We start from the raw sequence: 24,296 nt of genomic DNA on the forward strand, positions 1-24,296 counted from the left end.
AACAGAAACAAAGGAGGAATTCATTCATGATTATTCAATCCGAAAGAATCAGCTTAAAGCATCTTTTGACGGTCGAAGCATTGACGGACCGTGAAGTGATGGGACTCATCCGCAGAGGACAAGAATTCAAAAGAGGGGCGAAATGGATGCCCCAAAAGGAACAGTATTTCGCAACAAATCTCTTTTTTGAAAACAGTACTAGAACCCACAAAAGCTTTGATGTTGCTGAGAAAAAACTAGGGATCGAAGTCATTGAATTTGAAGCCTCCACTAGTTCTGTTCAAAAAGGCGAGACCTTGTATGACACGGTCTTGACGATGTCAGCTTTAGGTGTAGACGTGGCAGTCATTCGCCACGGCGATGAAAACTACTACGACGCTTTGATCCAAAGCAAAACGATCCAGTGCAGTATCATCAATGGCGGGGACGGCAGCGGCCAACACCCTACACAATGTTTGTTGGATCTAATGACGATCTATGAAGAGTTCGGGCACTTTGACGACTTGAAAGTCGCCATCGTGGGCGATATCACCCACTCACGGGTGGCAAAATCAAACATGCAAATGCTCAAGCGACTTGGCGCAAAAGTTTTCTTTTCAGGACCGAAAGAATGGTACGACGAAGAGTTTGAAGTGTACGGTCATTGGCTGCCATTAGATGAATTAGTGGAAGAAGTTGATGTCATGATGATGCTTCGTGTCCAGCACGAGCGCCATGATGGAACGGAAAGCTTTTCCAAAGAAGAATACTTAAAAAATCACGGGTTGACCGTCGAACGGGCAGCCAGAATGAAGGAACATGCGATCATAATGCACCCAGCGCCGGTCAATCGCGATGTGGAGTTGGCTGATGCCTTAGTTGAAAGCTTACGCTCGCGAATCATTACACAGATGTCGAATGGCGTCTTCGTTCGAATGGCGATTCTTGAAGCAGTATTAAATGGTAAAGCCTAACAGTCAAAAGGAATAAGAGGAGGAAGTTTACATGAAAACACTCATTAAAAACGGTAAAATCATCAAAAAAGACAATCACTGTGTTCCTGCAGCAATTTGGATCGAAGAAGGAATCATTCGCGGGATCGGTACAGCATTTCCCGAAATAGATTTTGAAGAAGTCATCGATGCCAAAGAGCAATTGATCACGCCAGGGTTAGTGGATGTTCATGTACACTTCAGAGAACCAGGCTTTGAATACAAAGAAACAATCGAAACGGGTAGTAGGGCAGCAGCTCGTGGTGGGTTCACAACAGTTTGCGCAATGCCTAACCTTGATCCAGTTCCTGATACACCAGAAAAATTAGCAGCTGTATACGAAAAAATCAACGCAGATGCGTCAATCAATGTCTTACAATACGCGCCGATTACAGAAAATTTGCGCAGTGAAACATTGACGGATGCAGCTGGAATGAAAGCTGCTGGTGCTTTCGCCTTGACGAACGATGGCGTGGGTGTTCAGACTGCTGGCACAATGTATCTGGCAATGAAGCAAGCAGCCGAAAATGACTTGGCTTTGGTTGCCCATACTGAAGATGATTCCTTACTCTTTGGCGGCGTGATGCATGCTGGTAAAAAAGCGGAAGAGCTTGGATTGCCAGGGATCTTGAGTGTAACGGAAGCTTCTCAAATCGCTCGGGATGTGCTTTTGGCGGAAGCAACAGGAGCCCATTACCATGTCTGCCATGTCTCTACGAAAGAAAGTGTTCGAGTGATCCGAGATGCCAAAAAAGCTGGCATTCATGTGACAGCCGAAGTTTCTCCCCACCATTTACTTCTGATCGATGAAGATATTCCTGCCGATGAAGGCTTTTGGAAAATGAACCCACCATTACGTGGGCAAGAAGACCGTGAAGCGTTGATCGAAGGTCTGCTGGATGGCACGATCGACTGTATCGCGACGGATCATGCACCGCATGGTTATGAAGAAAAAATGCAAAGCTTTTTAAAAGCTCCCTTTGGCATCGTCGGATCAGAATATGCCTTCCAATTGTTGTACACTCATTTTGTAAAAACAGGACGCTTTAACTTACAGCAATTAGTGGATTGGATGACCGTGAAACCAGCATCAATCTTTGGTCTAAGCACCGGAACGATGATGGTCGGAGACAAAGCCGATCTCGCAATTTTTGACTTAGAATCAGCTTATAACGTGGATCCTAAGCAATTCCTATCAAAAGGAGTCAATACGCCTTTCGGTGGATGGACGTTATATGGGGATACAAGTTATACATTTGTAAATGGAAAATTAGTATGGCAAAAAGGTGGGCAATAATATGAAACGTTGGCTTATTTTAGAAGATGGAACATACTTTGAAGGCGAAGGCTTTGGTGCCAGTATCAATGTTTTTGGTGAGATTGTTTTTACCACCAGCATGACGGGCTATCAAGAAGCCATTACGGATCAAAGCTTTAACGGACAAATCATTACGTTTACGTATCCGATGGTAGGAAATTACGGCGTCAACCGAGACGACTACGAATCAATTTCACCGACTTGTAAAGGGGTCGTTGTGAAAGAACACGCGCGTCTAGCGAGTAATTGGCGGAAGCAGCTGACGTTAGATGAATTTTTAAAACGCAAAAATATTCCAGGGATCGCAGGAATCGATACACGCGCGCTGACAAGAAAGATCCGTCAACACGGAACCATGAAAGCGAGCATCGTTGATGCGGGAGATGTATTTGACCATGCCTTTGATCAATTAAAAGCAGCGGTTTTACCAACCAATCAAGTGGCACAAGTCTCCACCTCAAAACCTTATCCAAGCCCTGGAACGGGTCGCAATATCGTGGTCATCGACTTCGGCTTGAAGCACAGTATTTTACGAGAGCTGTCACGTCGCAACTGCAATCTAACGATTTTGCCATACAATACGACAGCGCAAGAAATTTTAGACCTCGCACCAGATGGCGTGATGCTGACGAATGGACCGGGCGATCCTAAAAGCTTGCCAGAAGCAATTAAAATGATACAAGGGATTCAAGGCAAGGTACCAATCTTCGGGATTTGTTTAGGCCATCAGCTCTTCTCATTAGCGAATGGGGCAGATACCTATAAAATGAAGTTCGGTCACCGTGGATTAAACCATCCAGTAAGAGAGATCGCCACTGGTCGGATCGATTTTACCTCACAAAACCATGGCTTTGCTGTGGATGAAGCATCCATCGATCCTGAAAAACTAATGGTGACCCACGTCGAAGTGAACGATGGCACGATCGAAGGGGTTCGTCATCGCCGCTACCCAGCATTCAGTGTCCAATACCACCCAGATGCGGCACCGGGCCCGCATGATGCGGTCCACTTATTTGACGAATTTTTAGAGATGATCGATGCATGGAAGGAGCAGAACTAATATGCCAAAACGTACAGATATCAAGAAAATCATGGTTATCGGTTCTGGACCGATTATTATAGGACAAGCGGCAGAGTTTGATTATGCCGGCACACAAGCTTGTTTAGCTTTACGAGAAGAAGGCTACGAAGTGGTGTTAGTCAATTCGAATCCCGCAACGATCATGACGGACAAAGAAATTGCTGACAAAGTCTACATTGAACCAATCACATTTGAATTTGTCTCACGGATTTTACGTAAAGAACAGCCTGATGCAATTTTACCGACATTAGGCGGACAAACGGGCTTGAATATGGCGATGGAATTAGCCAACTCAGGTATTTTGGATGAATTAGGAATTGAGTTGCTAGGAACCAAATTAGCAGCAATCGACCAAGCAGAAGACAGAGATCTATTCAAACAATTAATGGAAGAATTGGATCAACCGATCCCAGAATCTGAAATCGTGTCAACGGTGGAAGCAGCAGTTGAATTTGCAAAAAAAATCGGCTTTCCAATCATTGTTCGTCCAGCATTTACGCTAGGAGGAACGGGCGGTGGCATGTGTAACAATGAAGAAGAGCTGCGCCAAATCGCTGAAAACGGCTTGAAGCTCTCGCCAGTGACCCAATGCTTGATTGAACGTAGTATTGCAGGGTTTAAAGAGATCGAATATGAAGTGATGCGAGATTCTGCTGACAACGCGATCGTCGTTTGTAATATGGAAAACTTCGATCCAGTCGGCATCCACACCGGCGATTCCATCGTCTTTGCGCCGAGCCAAACTTTGTCAGACCATGAATACCAAATGTTGCGAGATGCGTCATTAAAAATTATTCGCGCATTAAAAATCGAAGGTGGCTGTAACGTTCAATTGGCGCTTGATCCTCATAGCTTCAACTACTATGTCATTGAAGTAAATCCACGGGTCTCACGTTCCTCTGCGTTAGCAAGTAAAGCTACAGGGTATCCAATTGCCAAATTGGCAGCGAAAATTGCCGTCGGTTTAACATTGGATGAAATGAAAAACCCAGTCACAGAAACTACCTATGCAGAATTTGAACCGGCACTAGACTATGTGGTCGCAAAAATTCCTCGCTGGCCGTTTGACAAGTTTGAAACTGGGGAACGTCGATTAGGAACACAAATGAAAGCAACTGGAGAAGTGATGGCGATTGGTCGTAATATTGAAGAGTCATTACTGAAAGCTGTTCGTTCATTAGAAATCGGCACACATCATATCGAAATGAAAGAACTAGAAGCTCTTTCTGACAATGATCTGATGGAAAAAGTCATCAAGGCGCAAGATGATCGCCTATTCTACGTCATGGAAGCCATCCGAAGAGGGTATACCATCGAAGATTTGAATGAAATGACGAAAATCGATTTATTCTTCTTAGATAAAATGCTTCACATCTTTGAGATCGAACAAGCATTAGCAAACGACCCACAATCCCTTGATGTGTTGAAAAAAGCCAAGCAAAATGGCTTTACGGATAAAAAGATCGCTGAGCTGTGGGAAACCACAGAAGCTGAGATCCGCACGCTGCGCCATGAGCAAAAGATTTTGCCCGTCTACAAAATGGTGGATACATGTGCCGCAGAATTTGAATCAGCAACGCCTTATTTTTACAGCACCTATGAGTTTGAGAATGAAAGCAAACGTAGCGCAAAAGAATCTGTTCTTGTCTTAGGTTCTGGACCGATCCGAATCGGACAAGGGGTGGAGTTTGACTATGCAACAGTGCACTCGGTGAAAGCGATCCAAGCTGCTGGCTATGAAGCAATCATCATGAACAGCAATCCCGAAACGGTTTCGACTGACTTCTCTATTTCCGACAAGCTGTACTTTGAACCATTGACCTTAGAAGATGTCTTACACGTGATCGATTTGGAACAACCCATTGGGGTCATCGTCCAATTTGGCGGGCAAACGGCGATCAATTTAGCCGAACCTTTGGTGAAAGCCGGAGTCAAAATCCTAGGCACCAGCATTGAAGATCTTGATCGTGCCGAAAACCGTGATCTTTTTGAGCAAGCATTACAAACATTAGATATTCCACAACCACCAGGAGATACAGCGACAAACGAGCAAGAAGCGATCGCCATCGCTCAAAAAATCGGCTATCCTGTTTTAGTCCGCCCAAGTTATGTCTTAGGAGGGCGCGCGATGGAAATCGTGGAAAACCAAGCCGATTTAGAAGATTACATGCGTCATGCAGTGAAAGCATCACCAGAACATCCTGTCTTGGTCGATCGTTACTTGGTCGGTAAAGAATGTGAAGTCGATGCTATCTGTGACGGCAAAACTGTTTTGATTCCTGGAATCATGGAACATATCGAGCGTGCAGGGGTCCATTCAGGAGATTCAATGGCGGTCTATCCACCGCAAAATCTTTCGGATGAACTGATTGCTACGATCGAAGAATATACCAAACGCTTGGCATTAGGTTTAAATTGTATCGGTATGATGAATATCCAATTTGTCATCCATGAAAACAAAGTGTATGTCATTGAAGTAAATCCTCGTGCTAGCCGAACCGTACCATTTTTAAGCAAGGTAACAGAGATCCCAATGGCCCAAATTGCCACGAAGGCGATTCTCGGGGAAGAGATCACAGCGTTAGGTTATCAAGACGGACTTGCTCCAACACCAAATGAAGTACACATCAAAGCACCGGTCTTCTCCTTTACAAAACTTTTAAAAGTCGATACTTACTTAGGCCCTGAAATGAAATCAACAGGTGAAGTAATGGGATCAGACAAAGACTTGGCAAAAGCACTTTATAAAGCTTTTGAGGCATCAGGCCTGCATATTCCTGAATTTGGAAAAGCACTTTTCACCGTTGCAGACGAAAGCAAAGAAGAGGCAGCAGCGCTGGCGGCGCGTTTCGTAGAGGTCGGCTTCACCTTATTGGCTACCAATGGAACCGCTGATTACTTTGAAGAAAAAGGCCTGCAAGTGACACGAGTTGCTAAAATCTCTGATCAACAAGCAGAAGAAACGGTTGTTGATTTGATCCGTAAAGGAACGACCCAAGTAGTAGTCAATACCATGGATAAAGATCGCCAAAATGCAACGGAAGACGGATTTATCATTCGTCGAGAAGCAGTGGAACATGGTGTACCGACCTTTACTTCTCTTGATACAGCGGATGCAATTCTAAAAGTGATGGAATCCCGCAGTTTTTCAACAAAAGCAATTTAACGCAGATAAAGGAGTTTTTTGATGAAGCAAGAAATCATGACCATCAGCAAACAGCGTCAACTGGCACCGCGGATTTTTGAAATGACATTGACGGGTGAGTTAGTCAATGAGATGAGGACCCCTGGGCAGTTTCTGCACCTACGGGTTCCTCAAAATGCCTTTCTTCTTCGCCGACCGATCAGTATCAATCATATCGATGCTGAGAAAAAAGAATGCCGTATCATTTATCGGGTCGAAGGAGAGGGGACACGAATTTTTTCAGAAATGACCATTGGTGATCCAATCGATGTGATGGGGCCGTTAGGAAATGGGTTTCGCTATCATCATTTAAATCAAGGGGACACTGCATTTATCGTAGGTGGCGGTATCGGTGTACCGCCGCTCTATGAATTATCGAAACGTCTGACCCAACAAGGCGTCCACGTCATTCACTTTTTGGGTTTTGCCAGCAAAGACGTCATGTACTATGAAGAGGAATTTCGCGCACTGGGAGACACGAGGATTGCTACCGATGATGGCAGCGCTGGTTTACAAGGTAATGTTGGCAACCTGTTATTAGCTGCAGAGCAAACACCTGCGGCGGTCTTTGCCTGCGGAAATAACGGTCTTTTAAAAACCACCGCCCAGCTTTTTGAAGACCTCCCAGATGTTCAATTATCCATGGAAGCACGAATGGCTTGTGGGATGGGTGCCTGTTATGCCTGTGTTTGCCATACGAAAGATGATGAACAAGGCACAAAAAGTGTCAAAGTTTGTGACGAAGGGCCTGTATTTCAGGCGAGAAAGGTGGTCATTTAATGTCGATCAACGTCGAACTACCCGGATTGAGTCTGAAAAATCCGATCATGCCTGCCAGCGGCTGTTTTGGGTTTGGTGCAGAATATGATAAATATTATGACATCAGTCAATTAGGTGCGGTGATGATCAAAGCGACCACACCTGAACCACGTTTCGGCAATCCAACCCCAAGGGTAGCAGAAACGCCTAGCGGTATGTTAAATGCCATCGGGTTACAAAATCCTGGGTTAGAAACGGTCATGAATCAAATATTGCCAGACTTAGCTCAAAAACACCCCGATTTGCCAATCATCGCGAATGTTGCCGGTTCGACTGTCGAAGATTATGTTCTTGTGTGTCAGGAAATCAGTCGAGCAGAAAATGTCAAAGCGATCGAACTGAATATTTCTTGCCCTAATGTCAAGCATGGCGGTATAACGTTCGGCACCGATCCTGCGGTTGCTGGTGCATTGACTGAAGCGGTCAAAAAAGTCTCGCAAGTGCCGATTTATGTCAAACTATCGCCGAATGTGACGGATATCGTCCCAATTGCGCAAGCGATCGAAGCAGGCGGCGCCGACGGGTTTACGATGATCAACACACTTTTAGGCATGCGGATCGATCTAAAAACACGGAAACCAATTTTAGCCAACCAAACCGGAGGCTTATCTGGACCAGCTATCAAACCGGTGGCGATCCGTCTAATCAAACAAGTGGCGCAAGTTTCTCAATTACCAATTATTGGCATGGGGGGCGTGATGTCAGTGGATGATGTACTTGAAATGTATCTGGCAGGTGCTAGTGCTGTTGCAGTCGGAACCGCAAACTTTACCGATCCTTACATTTGCCCGAAATTGATTGAAGAATTGCCTATCCGAATGGCAGAATTAGGGATCCCTTCTTTGGAACAGCTGATAAAAGAAGTGAGAGAGGAGCATATGTGATGAGTGAACGGCCAATTATTGCCCTAGATTTCCCCAACAAACAGGCTATTGAAACATTTTTAGCGCAATTTCCTGCGGAAGAAAAATTATTTGTAAAAGTGGGAATGGAGATTTTCTACCAAGAAGGGCCAGCAATCGTTACTTGGTTAAAAAACAGTGGCCATGATATCTTTTTAGATTTAAAACTACATGATATTCCCAATACAGTAGGACGAGCAATGGAGCGCTTAGCTTCTTTAGGTGTTGCTTTGACGAATGTTCATGCAGCCGGCGGGATCGAAATGATGACTGCTGCTAAAAACGGCCTACAAAAAGGAACCCCGACAGGACAAAAAGTCCCTAACTTGATTGCAGTCACTCAATTGACCTCCACTAGCGAGGCACAAATGCATCATGATCAGCAGATCATGACGTCACTGCAAGAAAGTGTCATCCATTACGCCACTTGTGCCCAAAAAGCTGGATTAGACGGTGTTGTTTGTTCCGCTCACGAGGCAAACCAGATCAAGCAAAGGACAACCGATGCCTTCATACGCTTGACGCCTGGTATCCGACCAGCTGGCAGTGAAGTTGGCGATCAAAAACGGATCATGACACCTGCACAAGCTCGTAAAGCAGGGGCTACCATGATCGTTGTAGGACGTCCGATCACCCAGTCTAAGACACCCTATGAAAGTTATTTGCAAATTAAACAAGAATGGAAGGAAGCTAGCCAATGAAGGAACAATCCAATCAAATCGCCAAAGATCTTTTAGACATCGAGGCGATTTTCTTACGACCCAATGAACCATTTACGTGGGCCAGCGGTATCAAAAGCCCTATTTATTGCGACAATCGAATCACCATGAGTTATCCAACTGTGCGACGTGCCATTGCGAAAGGCTTAGCTGCAGTCATCAAAACCACTTATCCAGAAGTAGAAGTGATTGCAGGGACCGCAACAGCTGGGATTCCCCATGCTGCATGGGTCGCTGAATTGTTAGATTTACCAATGGTTTATATTCGCAGCAAAGCAAAGGAACACGGCAAAGGCAATCAAATTGAAGGACGTATTCAGCCAAATCAAAAAATGGTCGTCATTGAAGATTTATTGTCAACAGGTGGCAGTGTCTTAGAAGCTTGTGAAGCTGCCAAAAGAGAAGGAGCCGACGTATTAGGCGTTGCTGCGATCTTTACTTACGAACTGCCACAAGTTCAAGAGAATTTTGAGCAAGCAGATCTACCATACGTGACTTTGACAAACTATACGGCTCTGATCGAGTCGGCTTTAGAAACGGGTGCTATTCAAGAGTCTGATGTTGCCCTGTTACAAGAGTGGCGAAAAGATCCTGCTGCTTGGTTGAGTGAATAAGGAATTGAAAAAGAAACGGATATGTGAGGGAATGACCAAGCATATTCGTTTTATTTTTACCTATTTTCTGATAGCATTGGGAGAAAGTTTTTTGATAGGAAGGGCTGTTCCTTGCTGTCAACTTGAATTAGGAGGCTGTTTTTTTGAAAAGAAATATGGACGTTCCCTGGAGTTATTCCGGAGACAATGGACCTGAACATTGGCACACTTTGTGCGACTGGTATGCACAAGGTGCCGAATTTCCGTACCAATCCCCAATCGCTTTAGTCCACGATGAGACCGAAGAACCCATCGATCAGGACTTGGCTTTTCACTATAAACGAGAGCGGTTTACGGAAAAAGAATTCAAAAATACGATTCACTTCGTTCCTTATAATAAAGAAAGCTATGTCACGTTTAAAGGTATCAATTACTATTTGACGGATATTCATTTTCACATGCCGTCTGAACACATTATCGATGACGAGCAGCAAGAATTAGAGTTTCATCTCGTTCATATGAATGATGACGGAGAAAACTTGGTCGTGGGTATCTTATTCAAATTGACAGATAAACTCAACTGGATCTGCAATCAGCAAGACGACAGCATCTGGGATTTTGAGAACCATACCCAATGGTTTGATCCGAGCATGTTCTTGCCAGAGCGCACTCATCATTTTCATTATGTGGGTTCCCTGACGACCCCGCCAACGAAAGGTCCAATCAACTGGTTTGTCTTTGACTGGATTGGTGAGATGAGTCGTCGCTTCATTTTAGAATTCCGCGAAGAAGTATTAGAAAATAATAATCGTCCATTACAAGACCGCAAAGATCGGCCTATTTATTTCTATTGATTTATAAAAATAGTTCCTTTTACGTAGTTTTTCTCACTGACTGCATTTGATGGTCATTATAGAAACCACTTCGTAAGGGTAATCCATAAAAAAGATGTTAGAATTTTAGAATGTCATTGACTGGAAAAAGACGAAAACTCTTCGTCTTTTTTTATTTTTATATCCTAGGACCATGAAGGCTATGCTAAAATATTAAATAAGCTGATTCGCGGCAGATAATCTATTGTGAAAATAAATACAAATATAGTTTTTTGCGGAAAAAGAGCAGACACGGTAAAGCTTTTTTGGCTGAATATTTTATAGTGAAAGAAAGGAAATCCATATGCATGCATGGGAAGCAATCCAAAAATCAATCGATTATATTGAAGACAATCTTGCCGAGCCATTAGAGATCGAAACGTTAGCACAAGTCGCATCCCTTTCTGTATTTTATTATCAACGCTTATTCACCCGTTTAGTTAAAATTTCTGTTAGGGAATATATAAAACTGCGTCGGCTGCCCAGAGCCGCTCATTTATTAAAAGACAGAAAAAGTCGAGTCATTGAAGTCGCTTTTGAGGTTGGTTTTAGCAGCCATGCAGTATTTTCAAGAACCTTTAAAACCGTTTATGGACTTTCGCCTTCGCTTTACCAAAAAGCGCCGATCGGCTTACAAAATTTTGATAAGCCAGATCTATCTTTAGGGTATATTGTCACAGAAGAAGGTAATCCATTGATCAGTGAAGGGGTCGTTTTGGAGATTCAGAAAAAAAGAAACAAGCAACCAATGGTTTTTTATGGCGTTATTGGTTATTATCCATTTAAATATGGAAAAATGCTGGGTCAACGAACAGGAATCGACCCTATTGATGAAATTTGGCATGATTTTTATCAAAAGATTGAAAATCAGCCTCGCACTGATCATTGCCTGATTGGTGTTTCATTTCCGGGAGATGCGCCAGAAGGCTACTCAAGTTACTTTGTTGGCCAATTAAGTGACGGTACGCAATTATCGACCCTCATTGAATGGACGCTACCAGCACGTGATTACATTGTTTGCAGCTTTGATACGATCTCAGAGCAACTGATCATCAATATGGGAAAGGCGATGCGTTATACCCGTTTTTGGCTCAAGAAAAATGGTTGGATTGCTGAGGATTTTTTTCCAGAGCTATATCGAAAAGGAAACAATCGGGTTACACATGTCGAATTATGGATTCCTTTTAAAAAAAGAAGAGAGATGCAAGGAGGAACAGAATAATGACCCACCAGTATGAAGAAGGAATAAAGCTGCTTGAAGAAAAATTTGGGCATTTCAAAGACAATGTGATTGCCCTTGCGACGACAGCTTGTGACAAAACTGCAGAGGGACACATACAACCAGTCGTTCGAGAAGTTGATGCTTTTTATGAAGAGGGCATTTTTTACGTGTCGACGCACGAACAATCCAATAAAATCAAGCAAATCAAAAAGAACCCAGCAGTTTCTATTGCTGTCAGTGGTGAATGGTTTACCGCGATCGGTCAAGGGGAGAATTTAGGTTGGGTGCTAGACCCTAAAAATGCAGAATTAAGAAGCAAAATTCGCAAAGCCTTTGTTTGGTACGACGAAGTCAACAACGAGAATGATAAGGGCTGTTGCTTTCTGGCGATCCGTTTGACTAAAGGAACCTTGAATATCAATCACTGGGAAAAGCTGTATCATTTTGATTTCGAGAAGAAAGTCACTATGGAGGATGGCGGTATTTATTAGCTAGCAGAAGCTATTTTCTGACGGTGATTTTCAATTGCCTTTCTAGCGAATCTTGAAGAGGAAGCAATGGTTAAGTTCTGTGAAGGTTTGCCTTTGGTGTTTCAAGCTGAGTAAAATTACTGCTAAAAGAGTAGTAGATAGAATAAAAACATAAAAACCGACCACAAGCGCGTGTATCTTAGTGAAGCACCCCCAAAAAGTTAGACCAAAAAACTAACTTTTGGGGGCAATACACTTCTTAGCTGCACTTTTGTGGTCGGTTCTTGTATTGCTTACTCTAAGATTTTTTGATTCGAATAGACTTAGGAATAGCTAGGACTGCTTTAATCGCAAAATATCTTCGTCCGGTGTCACATATAAGGTTTTTTGATTCTCATAAATGACGAATCCAGGTTTAGCACCATTCGGTTTCCGAATATGTTTGACTTGCACATAGTCCACCGGTACTTGGGCAGATTGACGATATTTTGAGAAATATGCGGCAAGCTCTGCAGCTTCCATTAAGGTTGTCTCGCTAGGATCGTCCGAACGAATGATGACATGCGAACCAGGAATGTTTTTAGTGTGCAGCCAGATATCACTCTTACGAGCTGTTTTTAAGGTCAGTTGGTCATTTTGTAAATTGTTTTTTCCGACGAGAATTTCTGTTCCGTCTGAAGAAACAAATCGTTCCGGTTGCGAAGGGGCGACTTTTTTACGCTGCTTCGTCCGATTTTTGACATAGCCTTGTGCGATCAGTTCTTCCCGAATAACCGCTAGATCCATTGGAGAGGCAATTTCTAATTGGGCTAACACGGATTCGAGATACGCGATCTCTTCTTTCGTTTCGGCAATCTGCTGATGGATCAATTTAACTGCGTTTTTCAATTTCTGGTATCGCTGAAAATACTTCTGAGCATTTTGATTAGGAGAAAGAGCGGGATCTAATTTGATCGTCAAAAGCCGATTCTCCTCATAATAATTTTCCAAATCAACAGATGTAGCACCACGAGGCACTTGGCTCATAAAGGTCGTCAAGAGTTCACCCTTTTGGCGAAACTCCTCGGCGTTTTCTGAATCCCTCAAGGTTTGCTGACGTTTCTTTAACTTCAGCTGGTTACGCTTCAGTTCATTTTCAACCTTTTTCAGTAGTTCGCCACCTTGTTGTTTGACCCGATCTCTTTCCGCCTTATCATGGTAAAACGCATCTAAAAGCTCGCTCAGAGTCTGATAATGGGTGACAGTGGTGGTCGCATCAATCAATGATGTATAGGGAATCGGTGTAAAATATTCCTTTTTCTCTGACTGGAGATAACTTGGCGCTAGCTCCTGGGTAAGCTCTGTAAAGAAGGTTTCCCACTGACGCAGTTTTTCATTAGGATTGGCACTGATTCGGGCAATCAATTCTTCTGCGGTATCACGGCCTAAGCCTTGGAATCGTTGTTGCAGTTCTTTTGCCGTCAAGGGATCGAGAGTAGATAATTCTTCAAAAATCTTGGTGCGAGAGGCTGTGAAAGGATTAAGCGTCGATTGCTTTGGTGGTGCAACATAGACAGCACCTGGCAATAAGGTACGATACGTATTTTGTGAATGACCAATGTGTTTAATTGTATCGACAATTTTTCCGCTTGTCTTATTCATTAATAAAATCGTACTGTGACGGCCCATTAATTCGACGATCAAGACGAGGGCTTGCAAATCACCTAATTCATCTCGTCGGGTAAAATGAAAATGGATCACACGGTCATTGTCGATTTGTTCGATTGATTCTAGGATCGCCCCTTCTAAATATTTCCGCAGCATCATCAAGAAATTCGGTGGGGTCTCTGGGTTGCTATAGGCGATCGTTGTGCATTGCACACGGGCATAGGTGGGGTGAGCGGATAGCAAAAGTTTGTGATTTTTCCCTTGGGCACGGATCACAAATACGACCTCGTTTTCATAAGGTTGATGAATTTTGTTCACGCGTCCACTAGTTAATTGACTCTGTAATTCTTTGACCATTAAATGGGTAAAAACACCATCAAAAGACATATTGTTCCCTCTTTTCTTTTAAGGATAGTTTGACTGAGGGATTGATCCTTCTAATGTCAAATATTCCTATCTATTATACCGAAGAATCCGTAGAAAAGCCATGACAGCTAGTTTTCCTTTTTCTTGGCAGGCTGATGATCGGTGGTTTGCAAAGCCCGTTCGATCTCTTTGTTCAAGAAATAAGAGATGACTGTTCGAATAATAACGACTGCAGCTAGACGTACGATGTCTTCGAAGGTGGGGTGGATGATTGTCTCAATTATATCTGCGGCAATCAAAATCTCCAGACCTAACAAGACGTAACTTCCTAAATAATTGCGAATAAAATTGTTTTCTCTAGCTGCTACCAAACGATCCTTTTCTGTTAATTCGTAACGCACAAAATCAATGCCTGCAATCAATACACCCCAAACGATGACGAAAATGGAGAGAAAGTTCAAACAGACAACGATGAAATCGAAGATTGGATTGGCTCCAGTCATCAATGAATCAGCTAAATTATGCATAATGACTCCTTTACCGTTTTCTTTTATCTTACCGAATTATCGAGGAAATGTGAAGTTTCTTGACGTTCTAGAAGGGAATTGATAGTATGAAATAATAGTAGTATTTTTAAAAAGGTGGGCAAATTATGGAACAAGTGAAAAGCTTTGTTCATTACACGAAAGAAAAAGCAGTAGAAAGCTGGCAAGCTTTTTTAGATGATCTCTACCGAGATCAGAAAAAAACGATTTTCACGCTGATCGGGGGGATTCTTTTCGCTTTGATTTTCGCCGGTTTGATCGTCTTTTCTCAAAATCGTATCAACGCTTCTCTAGTGGATCGGATCGCTTTTGATAAGCTACCTTCAGAAAAAGTACAACCATTGCCTTATCTGACAGCTGACAAGACGATTCGCGAAACAAGAGCGATTTCTGTGATGTATAGTAAACCGAGTGGTGCTCAGTTGGATCAAGTGTTTGATCTGATCCAAGCACAAGAAGATGAAATGAATCGGACATTTTTTTATTATCCAATCGTCTATGATGCGGCTTTTTTCTCCAATGAATATGATATTGATCCTGATAAAGTAACCTTTGTCTTTTATGAAGAAGGAGTCGAAAAAAATCGCTTTACCTTTGATTCATTTGACCAGCCAACGACGGAATTTATCCCAGAATTGAATCGTTTACCGATGTGGACGATTCGTACTTCTGCCAATGATTGATAAAAAAATCTGACAATTTGACAGAAAATTGTTGACGTTTTTTTATCAATAAGCTAAACTGAATTCAATCAAGAAAGAAAACAAGTTGAGAAGGAGGAACAATCATGAAACTATTTATTCCATTGCAAGTGAAATCATGGCAAAACTGGCGTAGATAGTTGTATTGATGGAACCTCATTCCATAGATACAACTTTTTAGAGAACCTTCTAAAGTGCTGTATCTATGCTGGTAGTTGAATTTATCGCCGCATAGGACAAGCTTCTATGCGGCTTTTGCTTACTTGCAATTGCCGTCACATAGGCAGTTGCTTTTTTTGTTCTCAAAAACCATAAAAAGAAAAACTCAAAAAATGTAAGCAAAAAAAGGAGAATAAAAAATGAAAAACAAGGGATTAATTGCATCAGTTGCCGTTATTTTATTATTTTTAGGAGCGACCTTCGTCTATCAGTTAGGAATGAGAAGTGGGACCAATCAAGCCAGTGAGGCTTCAGAACCAGTAGAGAAAGCTGAAAAAACAGTTGGGATCCTACAATTTGTCAGCCATGAAGCATTGGATGCGATCACCGAGGGGATCAAAGAAGGCCTTAAAGAATCAGGCTATACCGAAGGGGACAACTTGACAATCGAATTCCAAAACGGCCAAGCGGATCAAAGCAAATTGGCAACGATGAGCCAGCAGCTGCTAAATAAAGATGCCGACGTTTTAGTTGGGGTCGCAACACCCGCAGCACAAGCATTGGCGAATGTCACTCAGGATGTACCAATTGTTTTAGGGGCGGTCACTGATCCAGTTGGGGCGAATCTGGTGGCAGATATGGACCAACCCGGCGGCAATATCACTGGCGTTTCAGATAAAGCACCAGTAGCTGCGCAAATCAAACTAGCAAAAGATTTGTTGCCAGAGGCAAAAACAGTCGGTATTTTGTATTCTTCGACTGAGGACAATTCGAAATACCAAGTGGCAGAAGCAGAAGCTGCTGCTGAAGAGAATGGCTTGACCAGCAAAGCATATGCCGTTCCTTCAAGTAATGAAATTGCGCAATGGTGCAAGTGATGGCACGAGAAGTCGACTTTATCTATATTCCCTTAGACAATACGATCGCAAATGCTATGCAGACGGTAGTCCAAGAAGCCAATAAATCAAAAACGCCAATCATCACGTCTGTTGATACGATGGTGGAACAAGGCGGCTTAGCGACGGTTGGGCAAGATCAATTTACGATTGGGGTCGAAACTGGAAAGATGGTGGCAGCAATTCTTGACGGGACAGCCGAGCCTGCGACAACGCCGATCTATACATTTAGCGATGGCGAGACGATCATTAATGAAACACAAGCGCAGTTATTGGGCATCACTATCCCAGAAAATCTCAAAGACGAGGCAAAATTGATTACAACGACGCCAGAAACTGAAGCAAGTGATGAGTGATTAAGAATCTTAAGACCATCTAGGATCACGACGAGGGTTTGAAAGAGAAAACATGTAAGAAAATGGAGGAAAAATGATGATTGTTTCAGCAATTGGGCAAGGACTACTTTGGGGGATCCTTGGTTTAGGGATATTTATGACCTATCGAATTTTGAATTTCCCGGATATGACGACGGAAGGCTCCTTTCCTCTAGGCGGTGCTGTCTGTGTGACAGCAATCACCCATGGGGTTTCCCCCGTCTTAGCGACTTGTTTAGGAGTATTGGCTGGGATGTGTGCCGGATGTGTGACCGGACTTCTTTATACAAAAGGCAAAATTCCCGTGATTTTAGCTGGTATCCTGGTGATGTCTTCATTGAACTCGGTGATGCTGTTTGTCATGCGGTCTCCTAATCTGTCGCTTTTAAACCAGCCCAAGATCCAGGATTTCTTTACTAAAATGAACTTACCGAATTATTATGATACCGTCATTATCGGGCTGATCATGGTCTTATTGATCGGTGGCGTACTGGTTTACTTTTTCCATACCAACTTGGGTCAAGCTTATATTGCTACAGGGGATAATGAACATATGGCGAAGTCGATGGGGATTAATACGGATCGAATGAAAATCATCGGTCTGATCGTCTCTAATGGCGTGATCGCACTTTCAGGCGCATTGATCGCTCAAAACGACGGCTATGCCGATATCAGTAAGGGAATCGGTGTGATCGTGATTGGATTGGCATCCATCATCATTGGAGAAGTGTTATATGGCGAATTGACCTTGCTAGAACGTTTGATCGCTATCGTGATCGGCAGCATCATCTATCAATTATTGATCCTATTTGTGATCAAAGCTGGTTTTGATACGACTTACTTGAAAATCTTCTCGGCCATCGTCTTGACGATCTGCTTGTTGATCCCTCAATTTAAACAAGCCCTGCATCTACGCACTGGTTTTGAAACGGAGGATGAATAATGTTAGCCTTAAAAAAAGCCTTTAAAGTTGTCGGCAACGGACCGAATGAGAAAAAAGTACTCTTGAACAAAATCGATCTTTCTTTAAAACCCGGTGAATTCGTTACGGTTGTGGGAGGAAATGGGGCCGGCAAAAGCACGTTATTCAACTGCATCTCTGGTACCATGCCTTTAACGAGTGGCCAAGTGACGATCGATGATCAAAATGTGACCACGCTTTCGGAAGAAAAACGCGCGCGCTTTTTGGCACGGGTTTTCCAAGATCCGAAAATGGGGACAGCTCCCCGTATGACAGTGGCAGAAAATCTGCTGTTAGCACAAAAAAGAGGGCAAAAACGGTCACTAGGTCTTCGTCAACTGCAAGGACAAAGAGAATCGTTCTATGCCCTTTGTAAAGAAATCGGCAATGGGTTGGAAAATCATTTAGATACGCCAACGGGTAGTTTATCCGGTGGTCAGCGACAAGCACTAAGCTTATTGATGGCAACGATCCAAACCCCTAAACTATTGTTGTTGGATGAACATACGGCTGCCTTAGATCCGAAAACTTCCAAGCAGCTGATGCAGATCACTGCAAAAAGGGTAGAAGAACAAAATCTAACTTGTCTCATGATCACCCATCGGATGGAAGATGCATTAAAATACGGAGATCGCCTGATCCTGCTTAGAAAAGGGGAAATCGTCAAGGATCTTTCAGCAGATGAAAAAGCACGCTTAAGTTTACCAGAACTATTACTGTTCTTTGAAGACGACTTATAAAACCCTTGATAGAACGGTGTTTTCAAAAAAAATAATCAAATAAATGAAAAAAATAAGAAAAAATCATTGACATCTTTCAAAGTTAAACCTATACTTAGGTCAATCTTACATCAGTTTGGAGCGAAGGACTATGCAAAAATTATTGCTAACGAACCCCACACAACTGAATAAATATTACTTTAGCTATTTTAGATAGGTTTGTATTCATGAAAGCATGGGTACAAACGCTAAGTTTGTATCTATGATGGCTAGAGCATTTCGTAATGAATTCGCAGCCACGTAGATCGTAAAATCTATAGTGGCTATTTTTTATATTCACATATCTGGCTTTGCCGATATGTAATGTTTGAAGGTGTTCACTGTAGATTCTTAAATTTACGGTGGACATCTTTTTTTGTTGAAAGGAATGAACCAGATGAAACAAATGATAACCGGTCACACACGGTTGGCGGCACTGTTTGCCAAACCAGCCAAACACAGCATCTCTCCAGCAATGCACAATCTTTCTTTTGAAGAACAAGGGATCGATGCCGTGTATCTGGCCTTTGATGTTGAGCCGGATGATTTGGCAGCCAGTATTCAAAGCATCCGTCAGCTGGATCTCTTAGGTGTCAATCTATCAATGCCCCATAAAATGGCGGCAGTACCGTTGATGGATGAATGCTCACCCGCAGCAGAGCTGATCGGCGCAATCAATACAATCGTCAATCAAGAGGGACGATTGATTGGGCACAATACAGATGGCATCGGCTTTATGCGCGCACTTGAAGACATTCAAGTGTCGATCATTGGCGACACCATGACCGTGATCGGTGCAGGTGGTGCAGCGACAGCGATCATTAGTCAAGCCGCACTAGACGGTGTCAAAACGATCCATGTCTTCAACCGCAAGGATGAGTTTTATCCAATCATCCAGGATAAATTGACACAGATCGCAGAAAAGACCGCCTGTGAAATCACATTAGCGGATTTAGAAGATCAGACGGCTTTAAAATCAGCCATCGATCAAAGCAGCCTTTTAGTTAATGCTACTGGCGTGGGGATGAAGCCGAATGATACAGTGAGTCCTCTGAAAAACAACACCCTCTTGCGGGAATCATTAGCTGTCTATGATGTCATCTATAATCCAAGAGAAACGCAGCTTTTGAAAGATGCGAAAGCAGTCGGGGCCAAAACTGCAAACGGCTTAAGCATGTTGCTGTATCAAGGTGCAGCTGCATTTAAACTTTGGACCGGCCAAGAGATGCCCGTTGAAAAAGTAAAAGCACTCATTGAATCCATGTAAAAAAATAAAAAAAACGAAAGTAGGAAGAAAAAATGATCGTAATTATGAAACCAGGTGCAACCCCAGAACAAGTTGAAGTCGTTGTAAAAAGAATCAAAAAAGAAGGGTTGGATGTTCAAGTCAACCAAGGAAAAGAACAGGTTGTTATCGGCTTAAAAGGAGATACACGCCGCATCCAAGATGTCGCTTTTCGCAGCTACGAAGGTGTCGAAGATGCCATTCGGATCTCAAATACCTACAAGTTGACCTCTCGTGAATTCCATCCACAAGATACGGTTGTTGATGTAGATGGCGTAAAAATCGGTGATGGCAACTTTGTCACAATGGCTGGTCCGTGTTCGATTGAAGGCTTAGACCAAATTCGTGAATGTGCCCGAATTGCCAAAGCTGGTGGTGCACAAATCTTACGTGGGGGTGCTTTCAAACCACGGACTTCACCATACGCATTCCAAGGACTTGAAGAAGAAGGGTTAAAATACATTCGTCAAGCAGCCGATGAAACAGGTATGAAAGTCATCACAGAAGTCATGGACGAAGGACATATCGATATGGTTGCGGAATACAGTGATATTTTGCAGATTGGTGCTCGGAACATGCAAAACTTCAAATTGCTAGCTGCAGTTGGAAAAACTGGTAAACCAATTGGCCTTAAACGAGGAATCTCTGGGACGATCGACGAATGGTTGAATGCAGCGGAATACATCGCCGTCCAAGATAAAAGTGAAGTGATTTTCATTGAGCGCGGAATCAGAACTTACGAAACAGCGACCCGTAATACTTTTGATCTAAGTGCGGTACCAATCATCAAAAAACTGAGCCACTTCCCGATCATCGTTGACCCTAGTCATGGAACAGGCATTTGGGATCTCGTACCACCAATGGCAAGAGCAGGCGTTGCTGCCGGCGCCGATGGCATGATCGTTGAGATCCACCCAGATCCAGCCAATGCATGGTCTGATGGTCCGCAATCGTTAAACGAAAAAACATACATGAATATGATGAAAGAAGTCCATATCATGGAAAAAGCGATGAAAGAAATCAAAGCGTTGCAAGACTAAGCGCTAAGACAACCAATAAAAGAGGTGCAAAAATCAATGCTACACATCCATTTAGAAGAACATTCCTATGACATCCTCATCAAACGTGGGGCGTTTCAAGAAGTCGGAACCTGGGTCCAGCAATTATGGAACAAACAGCGCATTGCCGTCATTACTGACAGCAATGTCGCCCCCCTGTATGGCGAACACATCATCGAAGCATTATCTGCCGCAGGCTTTGAAGCAACACTGTTAGCCGTGCCGGCTGGCGAAAACAGTAAATCCCTTGAACAAGCTGCTTTTTTATATGACCGTCTTGCTCAATCAGGGATGACTAGAAGCGATGGAATCATCGCTCTTGGTGGCGGTGTAATTGGAGATCTTGCAGGATTTGTTGCTTCTACGTATATGCGAGGCATTGATTTCTTGCAGATTCCGACGACGTTATTGGCACAGGTCGATTCAAGTATCGGCGGAAAAACAGCTGTAAATACTAGTAGTGCCAAGAATCTCGTAGGCACATTCGCCCAACCAGTCGGCGTGATGATCGATCCGGATTTGCTTAAAAGTTTGCCCCTTAAACGTGCGCAAGAAGGCATCGCTGAAATCATTAAGTCAGCCGCTATTGCGGATCCTGAACTTTGGCAAACGTTAGCAGGTTTGAAAGATGAAGTCGATCTTTTGGCCCATGCTGAAAAAGTGATCACAGCTTCTTTAAAAGTAAAGCAAAAAGTAGTGGAAGAAGATCCCTTTGATCATGGCAGTCGCTTAACCTTGAACTTCGGTCATACGATTGGTCATGGATTAGAAAGAACGGCTGCTTTTGAGACTAGTCACGGAGAAGGCGTTGCGATGGGGATGATTATGATCACCCGTCATGCTGAAGCCATTGGACTAACACCCAAAGGGACCACCGCGCAGTTAACGAAAATGATTGAGAAATTTCATTTGCCGACCACACCAAGAGAAATTGAGAAAGAGCAATTATACCAAGCAATCACTCATGATAAAAAAGCCCGTGGACAACAATTAAAGATCATTCTTTTAGAAGGGATCGGTCAGGCAAAAATCGTGACGATTCCCACGGAAGAAATCAAAGACTACCTATTATAAGAAAGGAAGGTAACGGATCATGCGTTATATTACAGCAGGCGAATCACATGGACCAGAGTTGACCGCCATTATCGAAGGGTTACCGGCAGGATTGCCATTAACGGCAGAAGACATTAATTTTGAATTAGCGAGACGACAAACCGGCTATGGCCGTGGGGGACGGATGCTGATTGAAAAAGACCAAGTCCGTATCACTTCCGGTATCCGTCATGGAAAAACATTAGGCTCTCCTGTGACTTTAGTGGTCGAGAACAAAGATTGGAAAAATTGGACTAAGGTCATGGCGATCGAAGAAGTACCAGAAAAAGACCGCAAGTTACGACGAGTGGCACGACCAAGACCTGGTCATGCTGACTTAGTCGGCGGGATGAAATACCATCATCAAGATCTACGAAACGTCTTGGAACGTTCATCGGCCCGGGAAACGACCATGAGGGTAGCCATCGGCGCAATCGCGAAGAAAATTTTGAAGGAACTCGGCATCGATGTGGCAGGTCATGTAACGATGTTAGGCGGCATCAAAGCAGAAATTCCTGAAGGGTTGACCGTCAAAGAAATCGCACAGCGCTCGGAAGCTTCGGAAGTAAGGGTCTTAGATCCATCTGTCGAGGAAGAAATCAAACAGTTGATCGATCAAACAAAGAAAAATGGTGATACGATCGGCGGCGTAGTGGAAGTGCTTGTTGGCGGGGTTCCTGCTGGTCTTGGTAGTTACGTGCAATGGGACAAAAAACTTGATGCGAAGATCGCCCAAGCCGTGGTCAGTATCAATGCCTTTAAAGGGGCTGAGTTCGGTGTTGGTTTTGAGGCCGGTGTTTTACCAGGTTCAAAAGTCATGGATGAGATTTTATGGGACGAACAACGGGGCTACACCCGTCGCAGCAACAACCTAGGTGGGTTTGAAGGCGGCATGACGAACGGGGAACCAATTGTGGTTCGCGGGGTTATGAAGCCGATCCCGACCTTGTACAAGCCGTTGCAAAGTGTGGATATCGACAGCAAAGAACCGTATAAAGCTAGTGTGGAACGCTCGGATAGCACTGCGGTTCCGGCAGCCAGTGTTGTTTGTGAGAGTGTGGTGGCAACAGTGGTGGCCAATGAACTATTAGAAAAGTTTCCAAGTGATTCTTTCGAAGAATTGACTGCATCTGTTCAGGCGTATCGGGAATACTTGTTAACCTACTGATTAAAGAAACAGCAAAAATTCCAGTAGAAATGAGGATTCTTTTCATGAACCAAAATATCTTCGTCGCCGGTTTAGGATTGATCGGCGCTTCCTTAGCAAAATGTATTAAAAAGTCACATCCCCAAACCCATCTAATGGGGTGGGATCACTGTCGTAAAACCAATGAGATCGCATTAGCAACAAGTTTAGTAGACGAAATACCTCCTTCATTTTCTGAGGGTGCTGTTCGTGCCGACGTGATCTTGTTGGCATTGCCGGTAGAGATCACCAAAACGTATCTTGCTCAACTTGGGACCCTTTCACTAAAGCCTTCAGTCCTGGTGACAGATACAGGCAGTACCAAAGCAGAAATTACGCAATTTGCCGAGTCCTTTTCCTTTGATTTTATTGGGGGCCATCCGATGGCTGGTTCTCATAAATCCGGGATCACAGCAGCCGATGAGAACCTCTTTGAGAATGCTTACTATATCTTTACGCCTACGAAAAGTCAGCGGGTGGAAGAATTACAGGTGCTTTTTCTAGGGACGAGGGCCAAGTATGTGGCACTTGCTCCGCAAGAACATGATCAAATCACGGGGATGTTGAGCCATTTGCCCCATATTATTGCTTCGGGATTAGTCAATCAGGCAGCTGCCTTCAACCATGAACACCCTAGAGCACAGCAACTCGCAGCAGGCGGTTTTCGCGATATCACTCGCATTGCTTCTTCAGACCCTCGTATGTGGACCGATATCTTATTGAGTAATCGACAGGAACTGCTGCAGCTGATCGATGAGTGGCAAAAACAAATGATGACCATGGCTCACTGGTTGCAGGAAAAAGACGAAACGGCGATCTTTCGGTTCTTTGAATCCGCGAAGGAAACACGGGACCAATTGCCGGTTCATCAAAACGGAGCGATCCCGGCATTCTACGATCTATTCATCGATGTACCGGATCATCCCGGTGTTGTCGCTGAAGTGACGGGGCTATTGAGCGATCATCAGCTCTCTTTGATCAACTTAAAAATTCTTGAAACTCGAGAAGATATCATTGGTGTTTTACAGATTTCATTCAAAACGCAAAATGATTTGCTGCAAGCAGAGCAGCTGATTCAAAAAAAGACGACCTATTCATGTCGAAAAAAATAGGAGGC

At 43.5% G+C, this 24,296-nt stretch carries 21 protein-coding genes and 1 pseudogene; 20 read left to right on the plus strand and 2 right to left on the minus strand.

From position 1 onward, the window contains the following. Positions 1-26 precede the first annotated feature (26 nt). From FJU10_RS07995 to FJU10_RS08045, 11 genes are all read left to right on the plus strand, one after another. Positions 27-953: an aspartate carbamoyltransferase catalytic subunit gene (locus FJU10_RS07995; RefSeq protein WP_096742686.1), complete on the plus strand. Its 927-nt coding sequence runs from the start codon at positions 27-29 to the stop codon at positions 951-953. Positions 954-984: 31 nt separating this feature from the next. Next, entirely contained in the window at positions 985-2,268 is a 1,284-nt protein-coding gene (locus FJU10_RS08000) for a dihydroorotase (RefSeq protein WP_140965610.1), read from the plus strand. 1 nt (position 2,269) lies between these two features. Next, positions 2,270-3,349: a carbamoyl phosphate synthase small subunit gene (locus FJU10_RS08005; protein ID WP_005235984.1), complete on the plus strand. Its 1,080-nt coding sequence runs from the start codon at positions 2,270-2,272 to the stop codon at positions 3,347-3,349. Between the two features lies 1 nt (position 3,350). Then, the gene (gene carB / locus FJU10_RS08010; protein ID WP_140965611.1) at positions 3,351-6,536 is read left to right on the plus strand and encodes a carbamoyl-phosphate synthase large subunit; all 3,186 of its coding nucleotides are present in this window, start codon (positions 3,351-3,353) and stop codon (positions 6,534-6,536) included. Positions 6,537-6,557: 21 nt separating this feature from the next. Then, entirely contained in the window at positions 6,558-7,334 is a 777-nt protein-coding gene (locus FJU10_RS08015) for a dihydroorotate dehydrogenase electron transfer subunit (RefSeq protein ID WP_140965612.1), read from the plus strand. Beyond that, entirely contained in the window at positions 7,334-8,257 is a 924-nt protein-coding gene (locus FJU10_RS08020; RefSeq protein WP_077453389.1) for a dihydroorotate dehydrogenase, read from the plus strand. Before FJU10_RS08015 ends, FJU10_RS08020 begins: the two co-directional genes overlap by 1 nt. Continuing rightward, a complete protein-coding gene (gene pyrF / locus FJU10_RS08025; RefSeq protein WP_140965613.1) occupies positions 8,257-8,976 on the plus strand; it encodes an orotidine-5'-phosphate decarboxylase in 720 nt (239 codons plus the stop codon). The genes FJU10_RS08020 and pyrF overlap by 1 nt, the downstream gene beginning before the upstream one ends. Beyond that, complete coding sequence (gene pyrE / locus FJU10_RS08030) at positions 8,973-9,608, plus strand: orotate phosphoribosyltransferase (protein ID WP_086292399.1); 636 nt, start codon at positions 8,973-8,975, stop codon at positions 9,606-9,608. The genes pyrF and pyrE overlap by 4 nt, the downstream gene beginning before the upstream one ends. 155 nt (positions 9,609-9,763) lie before the next feature. After that, on the plus strand, positions 9,764-10,441 hold the full coding sequence (locus tag FJU10_RS08035; protein ID WP_017144366.1) for a carbonic anhydrase family protein: 678 nt from the start codon (positions 9,764-9,766) through the stop codon (positions 10,439-10,441). Between the two features lie 322 nt (positions 10,442-10,763). Further along, positions 10,764-11,681 carry an AraC family transcriptional regulator gene (locus FJU10_RS08040; protein WP_140965614.1) on the plus strand — a complete coding sequence of 306 codons (918 nt, stop codon included), beginning with the start codon at positions 10,764-10,766 and terminating at the stop codon, positions 11,679-11,681. Continuing rightward, positions 11,681-12,172, plus strand: a complete 492-nt coding sequence (locus tag FJU10_RS08045) for a pyridoxamine 5'-phosphate oxidase family protein (RefSeq protein ID WP_081118664.1) — start codon at positions 11,681-11,683, stop codon at positions 12,170-12,172. The genes FJU10_RS08040 and FJU10_RS08045 overlap by 1 nt, the downstream gene beginning before the upstream one ends. A gap of 312 nt (positions 12,173-12,484) precedes the next feature. On the opposite strand, the gene efbA is transcribed toward FJU10_RS08045, so the two are convergent. After that, a complete protein-coding gene (gene efbA / locus FJU10_RS08050) occupies positions 12,485-14,185 on the minus strand; it encodes a fibronectin-binding protein EfbA (protein ID WP_140965615.1) in 1,701 nt (566 codons plus the stop codon). 107 nt (positions 14,186-14,292) lie between these two features. Then, entirely contained in the window at positions 14,293-14,691 is a 399-nt protein-coding gene (locus tag FJU10_RS08055) for a DUF1622 domain-containing protein (protein ID WP_140965616.1), read from the minus strand. Positions 14,692-14,816: 125 nt separating this feature from the next. Between FJU10_RS08055 and FJU10_RS08060 the strand changes: the two genes are divergently transcribed. The 9 genes and pseudogenes from FJU10_RS08060 to FJU10_RS08105 all read left to right on the plus strand — a co-directional run bounded on the left by FJU10_RS08060 (position 14,817) and on the right by FJU10_RS08105 (position 24,291). Continuing rightward, complete coding sequence (locus FJU10_RS08060) at positions 14,817-15,392, plus strand: hypothetical protein (protein WP_077453382.1); 576 nt, start codon at positions 14,817-14,819, stop codon at positions 15,390-15,392. A gap of 377 nt (positions 15,393-15,769) precedes the next feature. Further along, positions 15,770-16,821 (plus strand): annotated as a pseudogene (gene trpX, locus FJU10_RS08070) (tryptophan ABC transporter substrate-binding protein). A 76-nt stretch (positions 16,822-16,897) separates the two neighbouring features. After that, positions 16,898-17,782, plus strand: a complete 885-nt coding sequence (locus FJU10_RS08075; protein WP_081118660.1) for an ABC transporter permease — start codon at positions 16,898-16,900, stop codon at positions 17,780-17,782. After that, the gene (locus FJU10_RS08080; protein ID WP_081118659.1) at positions 17,782-18,540 is read left to right on the plus strand and encodes an ABC transporter ATP-binding protein; all 759 of its coding nucleotides are present in this window, start codon (positions 17,782-17,784) and stop codon (positions 18,538-18,540) included. Before FJU10_RS08075 ends, FJU10_RS08080 begins: the two co-directional genes overlap by 1 nt. A gap of 415 nt (positions 18,541-18,955) precedes the next feature. Further along, positions 18,956-19,825: a shikimate dehydrogenase gene (locus FJU10_RS08085; protein WP_140965617.1), complete on the plus strand. Its 870-nt coding sequence runs from the start codon at positions 18,956-18,958 to the stop codon at positions 19,823-19,825. Positions 19,826-19,857: 32 nt separating this feature from the next. After that, entirely contained in the window at positions 19,858-20,883 is a 1,026-nt protein-coding gene (gene aroF / locus FJU10_RS08090) for a 3-deoxy-7-phosphoheptulonate synthase (RefSeq protein WP_077453378.1), read from the plus strand. A gap of 36 nt (positions 20,884-20,919) precedes the next feature. Next, positions 20,920-21,975 carry a 3-dehydroquinate synthase gene (aroB, locus tag FJU10_RS08095; RefSeq protein WP_140965618.1) on the plus strand — a complete coding sequence of 352 codons (1,056 nt, stop codon included), beginning with the start codon at positions 20,920-20,922 and terminating at the stop codon, positions 21,973-21,975. Between the two features lie 19 nt (positions 21,976-21,994). Then, a complete protein-coding gene (gene aroC, locus FJU10_RS08100) occupies positions 21,995-23,161 on the plus strand; it encodes a chorismate synthase (RefSeq protein WP_016620144.1) in 1,167 nt (388 codons plus the stop codon). A gap of 44 nt (positions 23,162-23,205) precedes the next feature. Beyond that, a complete protein-coding gene (locus FJU10_RS08105; RefSeq protein WP_189372266.1) occupies positions 23,206-24,291 on the plus strand; it encodes a prephenate dehydrogenase in 1,086 nt (361 codons plus the stop codon). Positions 24,292-24,296: the final 5 nt, after the last annotated feature.

Origin of the sequence: Enterococcus sp. OL5 (assembly GCF_006491895.1) — a bacterium.
Lineage (GTDB): Bacteria > Bacillota > Bacilli > Lactobacillales > Enterococcaceae > Enterococcus_D > Enterococcus_D innesii.

Coding starts and splice junctions, on each gene's coding strand:
- carB (WP_140965611.1), top strand. CDS start 3,351: ATGCCAAAACGTACAGATATCAAGAAAATCATGGTTATCGGTTCTGGA.
- aroB (WP_140965618.1), top strand. CDS start 20,920: ATGCTACACATCCATTTAGAAGAACATTCCTATGACATCCTCATCAAA.
- FJU10_RS08085 (WP_140965617.1), top strand. CDS start 18,956: ATGAAACAAATGATAACCGGTCACACACGGTTGGCGGCACTGTTTGCC.
- pyrE (WP_086292399.1), top strand. CDS start 8,973: ATGAAGGAACAATCCAATCAAATCGCCAAAGATCTTTTAGACATCGAG.
- FJU10_RS08080 (WP_081118659.1), top strand. CDS start 17,782: ATGTTAGCCTTAAAAAAAGCCTTTAAAGTTGTCGGCAACGGACCGAAT.
- FJU10_RS08105 (WP_189372266.1), top strand. CDS start 23,206: ATGAACCAAAATATCTTCGTCGCCGGTTTAGGATTGATCGGCGCTTCC.
- FJU10_RS07995 (WP_096742686.1), top strand. CDS start 27: ATGATTATTCAATCCGAAAGAATCAGCTTAAAGCATCTTTTGACGGTC.
- FJU10_RS08045 (WP_081118664.1), top strand. CDS start 11,681: ATGACCCACCAGTATGAAGAAGGAATAAAGCTGCTTGAAGAAAAATTT.
- FJU10_RS08020 (WP_077453389.1), top strand. CDS start 7,334: ATGTCGATCAACGTCGAACTACCCGGATTGAGTCTGAAAAATCCGATC.
- FJU10_RS08075 (WP_081118660.1), top strand. CDS start 16,898: ATGATTGTTTCAGCAATTGGGCAAGGACTACTTTGGGGGATCCTTGGT.
- FJU10_RS08000 (WP_140965610.1), top strand. CDS start 985: ATGAAAACACTCATTAAAAACGGTAAAATCATCAAAAAAGACAATCAC.
- pyrF (WP_140965613.1), top strand. CDS start 8,257: ATGAGTGAACGGCCAATTATTGCCCTAGATTTCCCCAACAAACAGGCT.
- FJU10_RS08015 (WP_140965612.1), top strand. CDS start 6,558: ATGAAGCAAGAAATCATGACCATCAGCAAACAGCGTCAACTGGCACCG.
- FJU10_RS08055 (WP_140965616.1), bottom strand. CDS start 14,691: ATGCATAATTTAGCTGATTCATTGATGACTGGAGCCAATCCAATCTTC.
- efbA (WP_140965615.1), bottom strand. CDS start 14,185: ATGTCTTTTGATGGTGTTTTTACCCATTTAATGGTCAAAGAATTACAG.
- FJU10_RS08035 (WP_017144366.1), top strand. CDS start 9,764: ATGGACGTTCCCTGGAGTTATTCCGGAGACAATGGACCTGAACATTGG.
- FJU10_RS08005 (WP_005235984.1), top strand. CDS start 2,270: ATGAAACGTTGGCTTATTTTAGAAGATGGAACATACTTTGAAGGCGAA.
- FJU10_RS08040 (WP_140965614.1), top strand. CDS start 10,764: ATGCATGCATGGGAAGCAATCCAAAAATCAATCGATTATATTGAAGAC.
- aroF (WP_077453378.1), top strand. CDS start 19,858: ATGATCGTAATTATGAAACCAGGTGCAACCCCAGAACAAGTTGAAGTC.
- aroC (WP_016620144.1), top strand. CDS start 21,995: ATGCGTTATATTACAGCAGGCGAATCACATGGACCAGAGTTGACCGCC.
- FJU10_RS08060 (WP_077453382.1), top strand. CDS start 14,817: ATGGAACAAGTGAAAAGCTTTGTTCATTACACGAAAGAAAAAGCAGTA.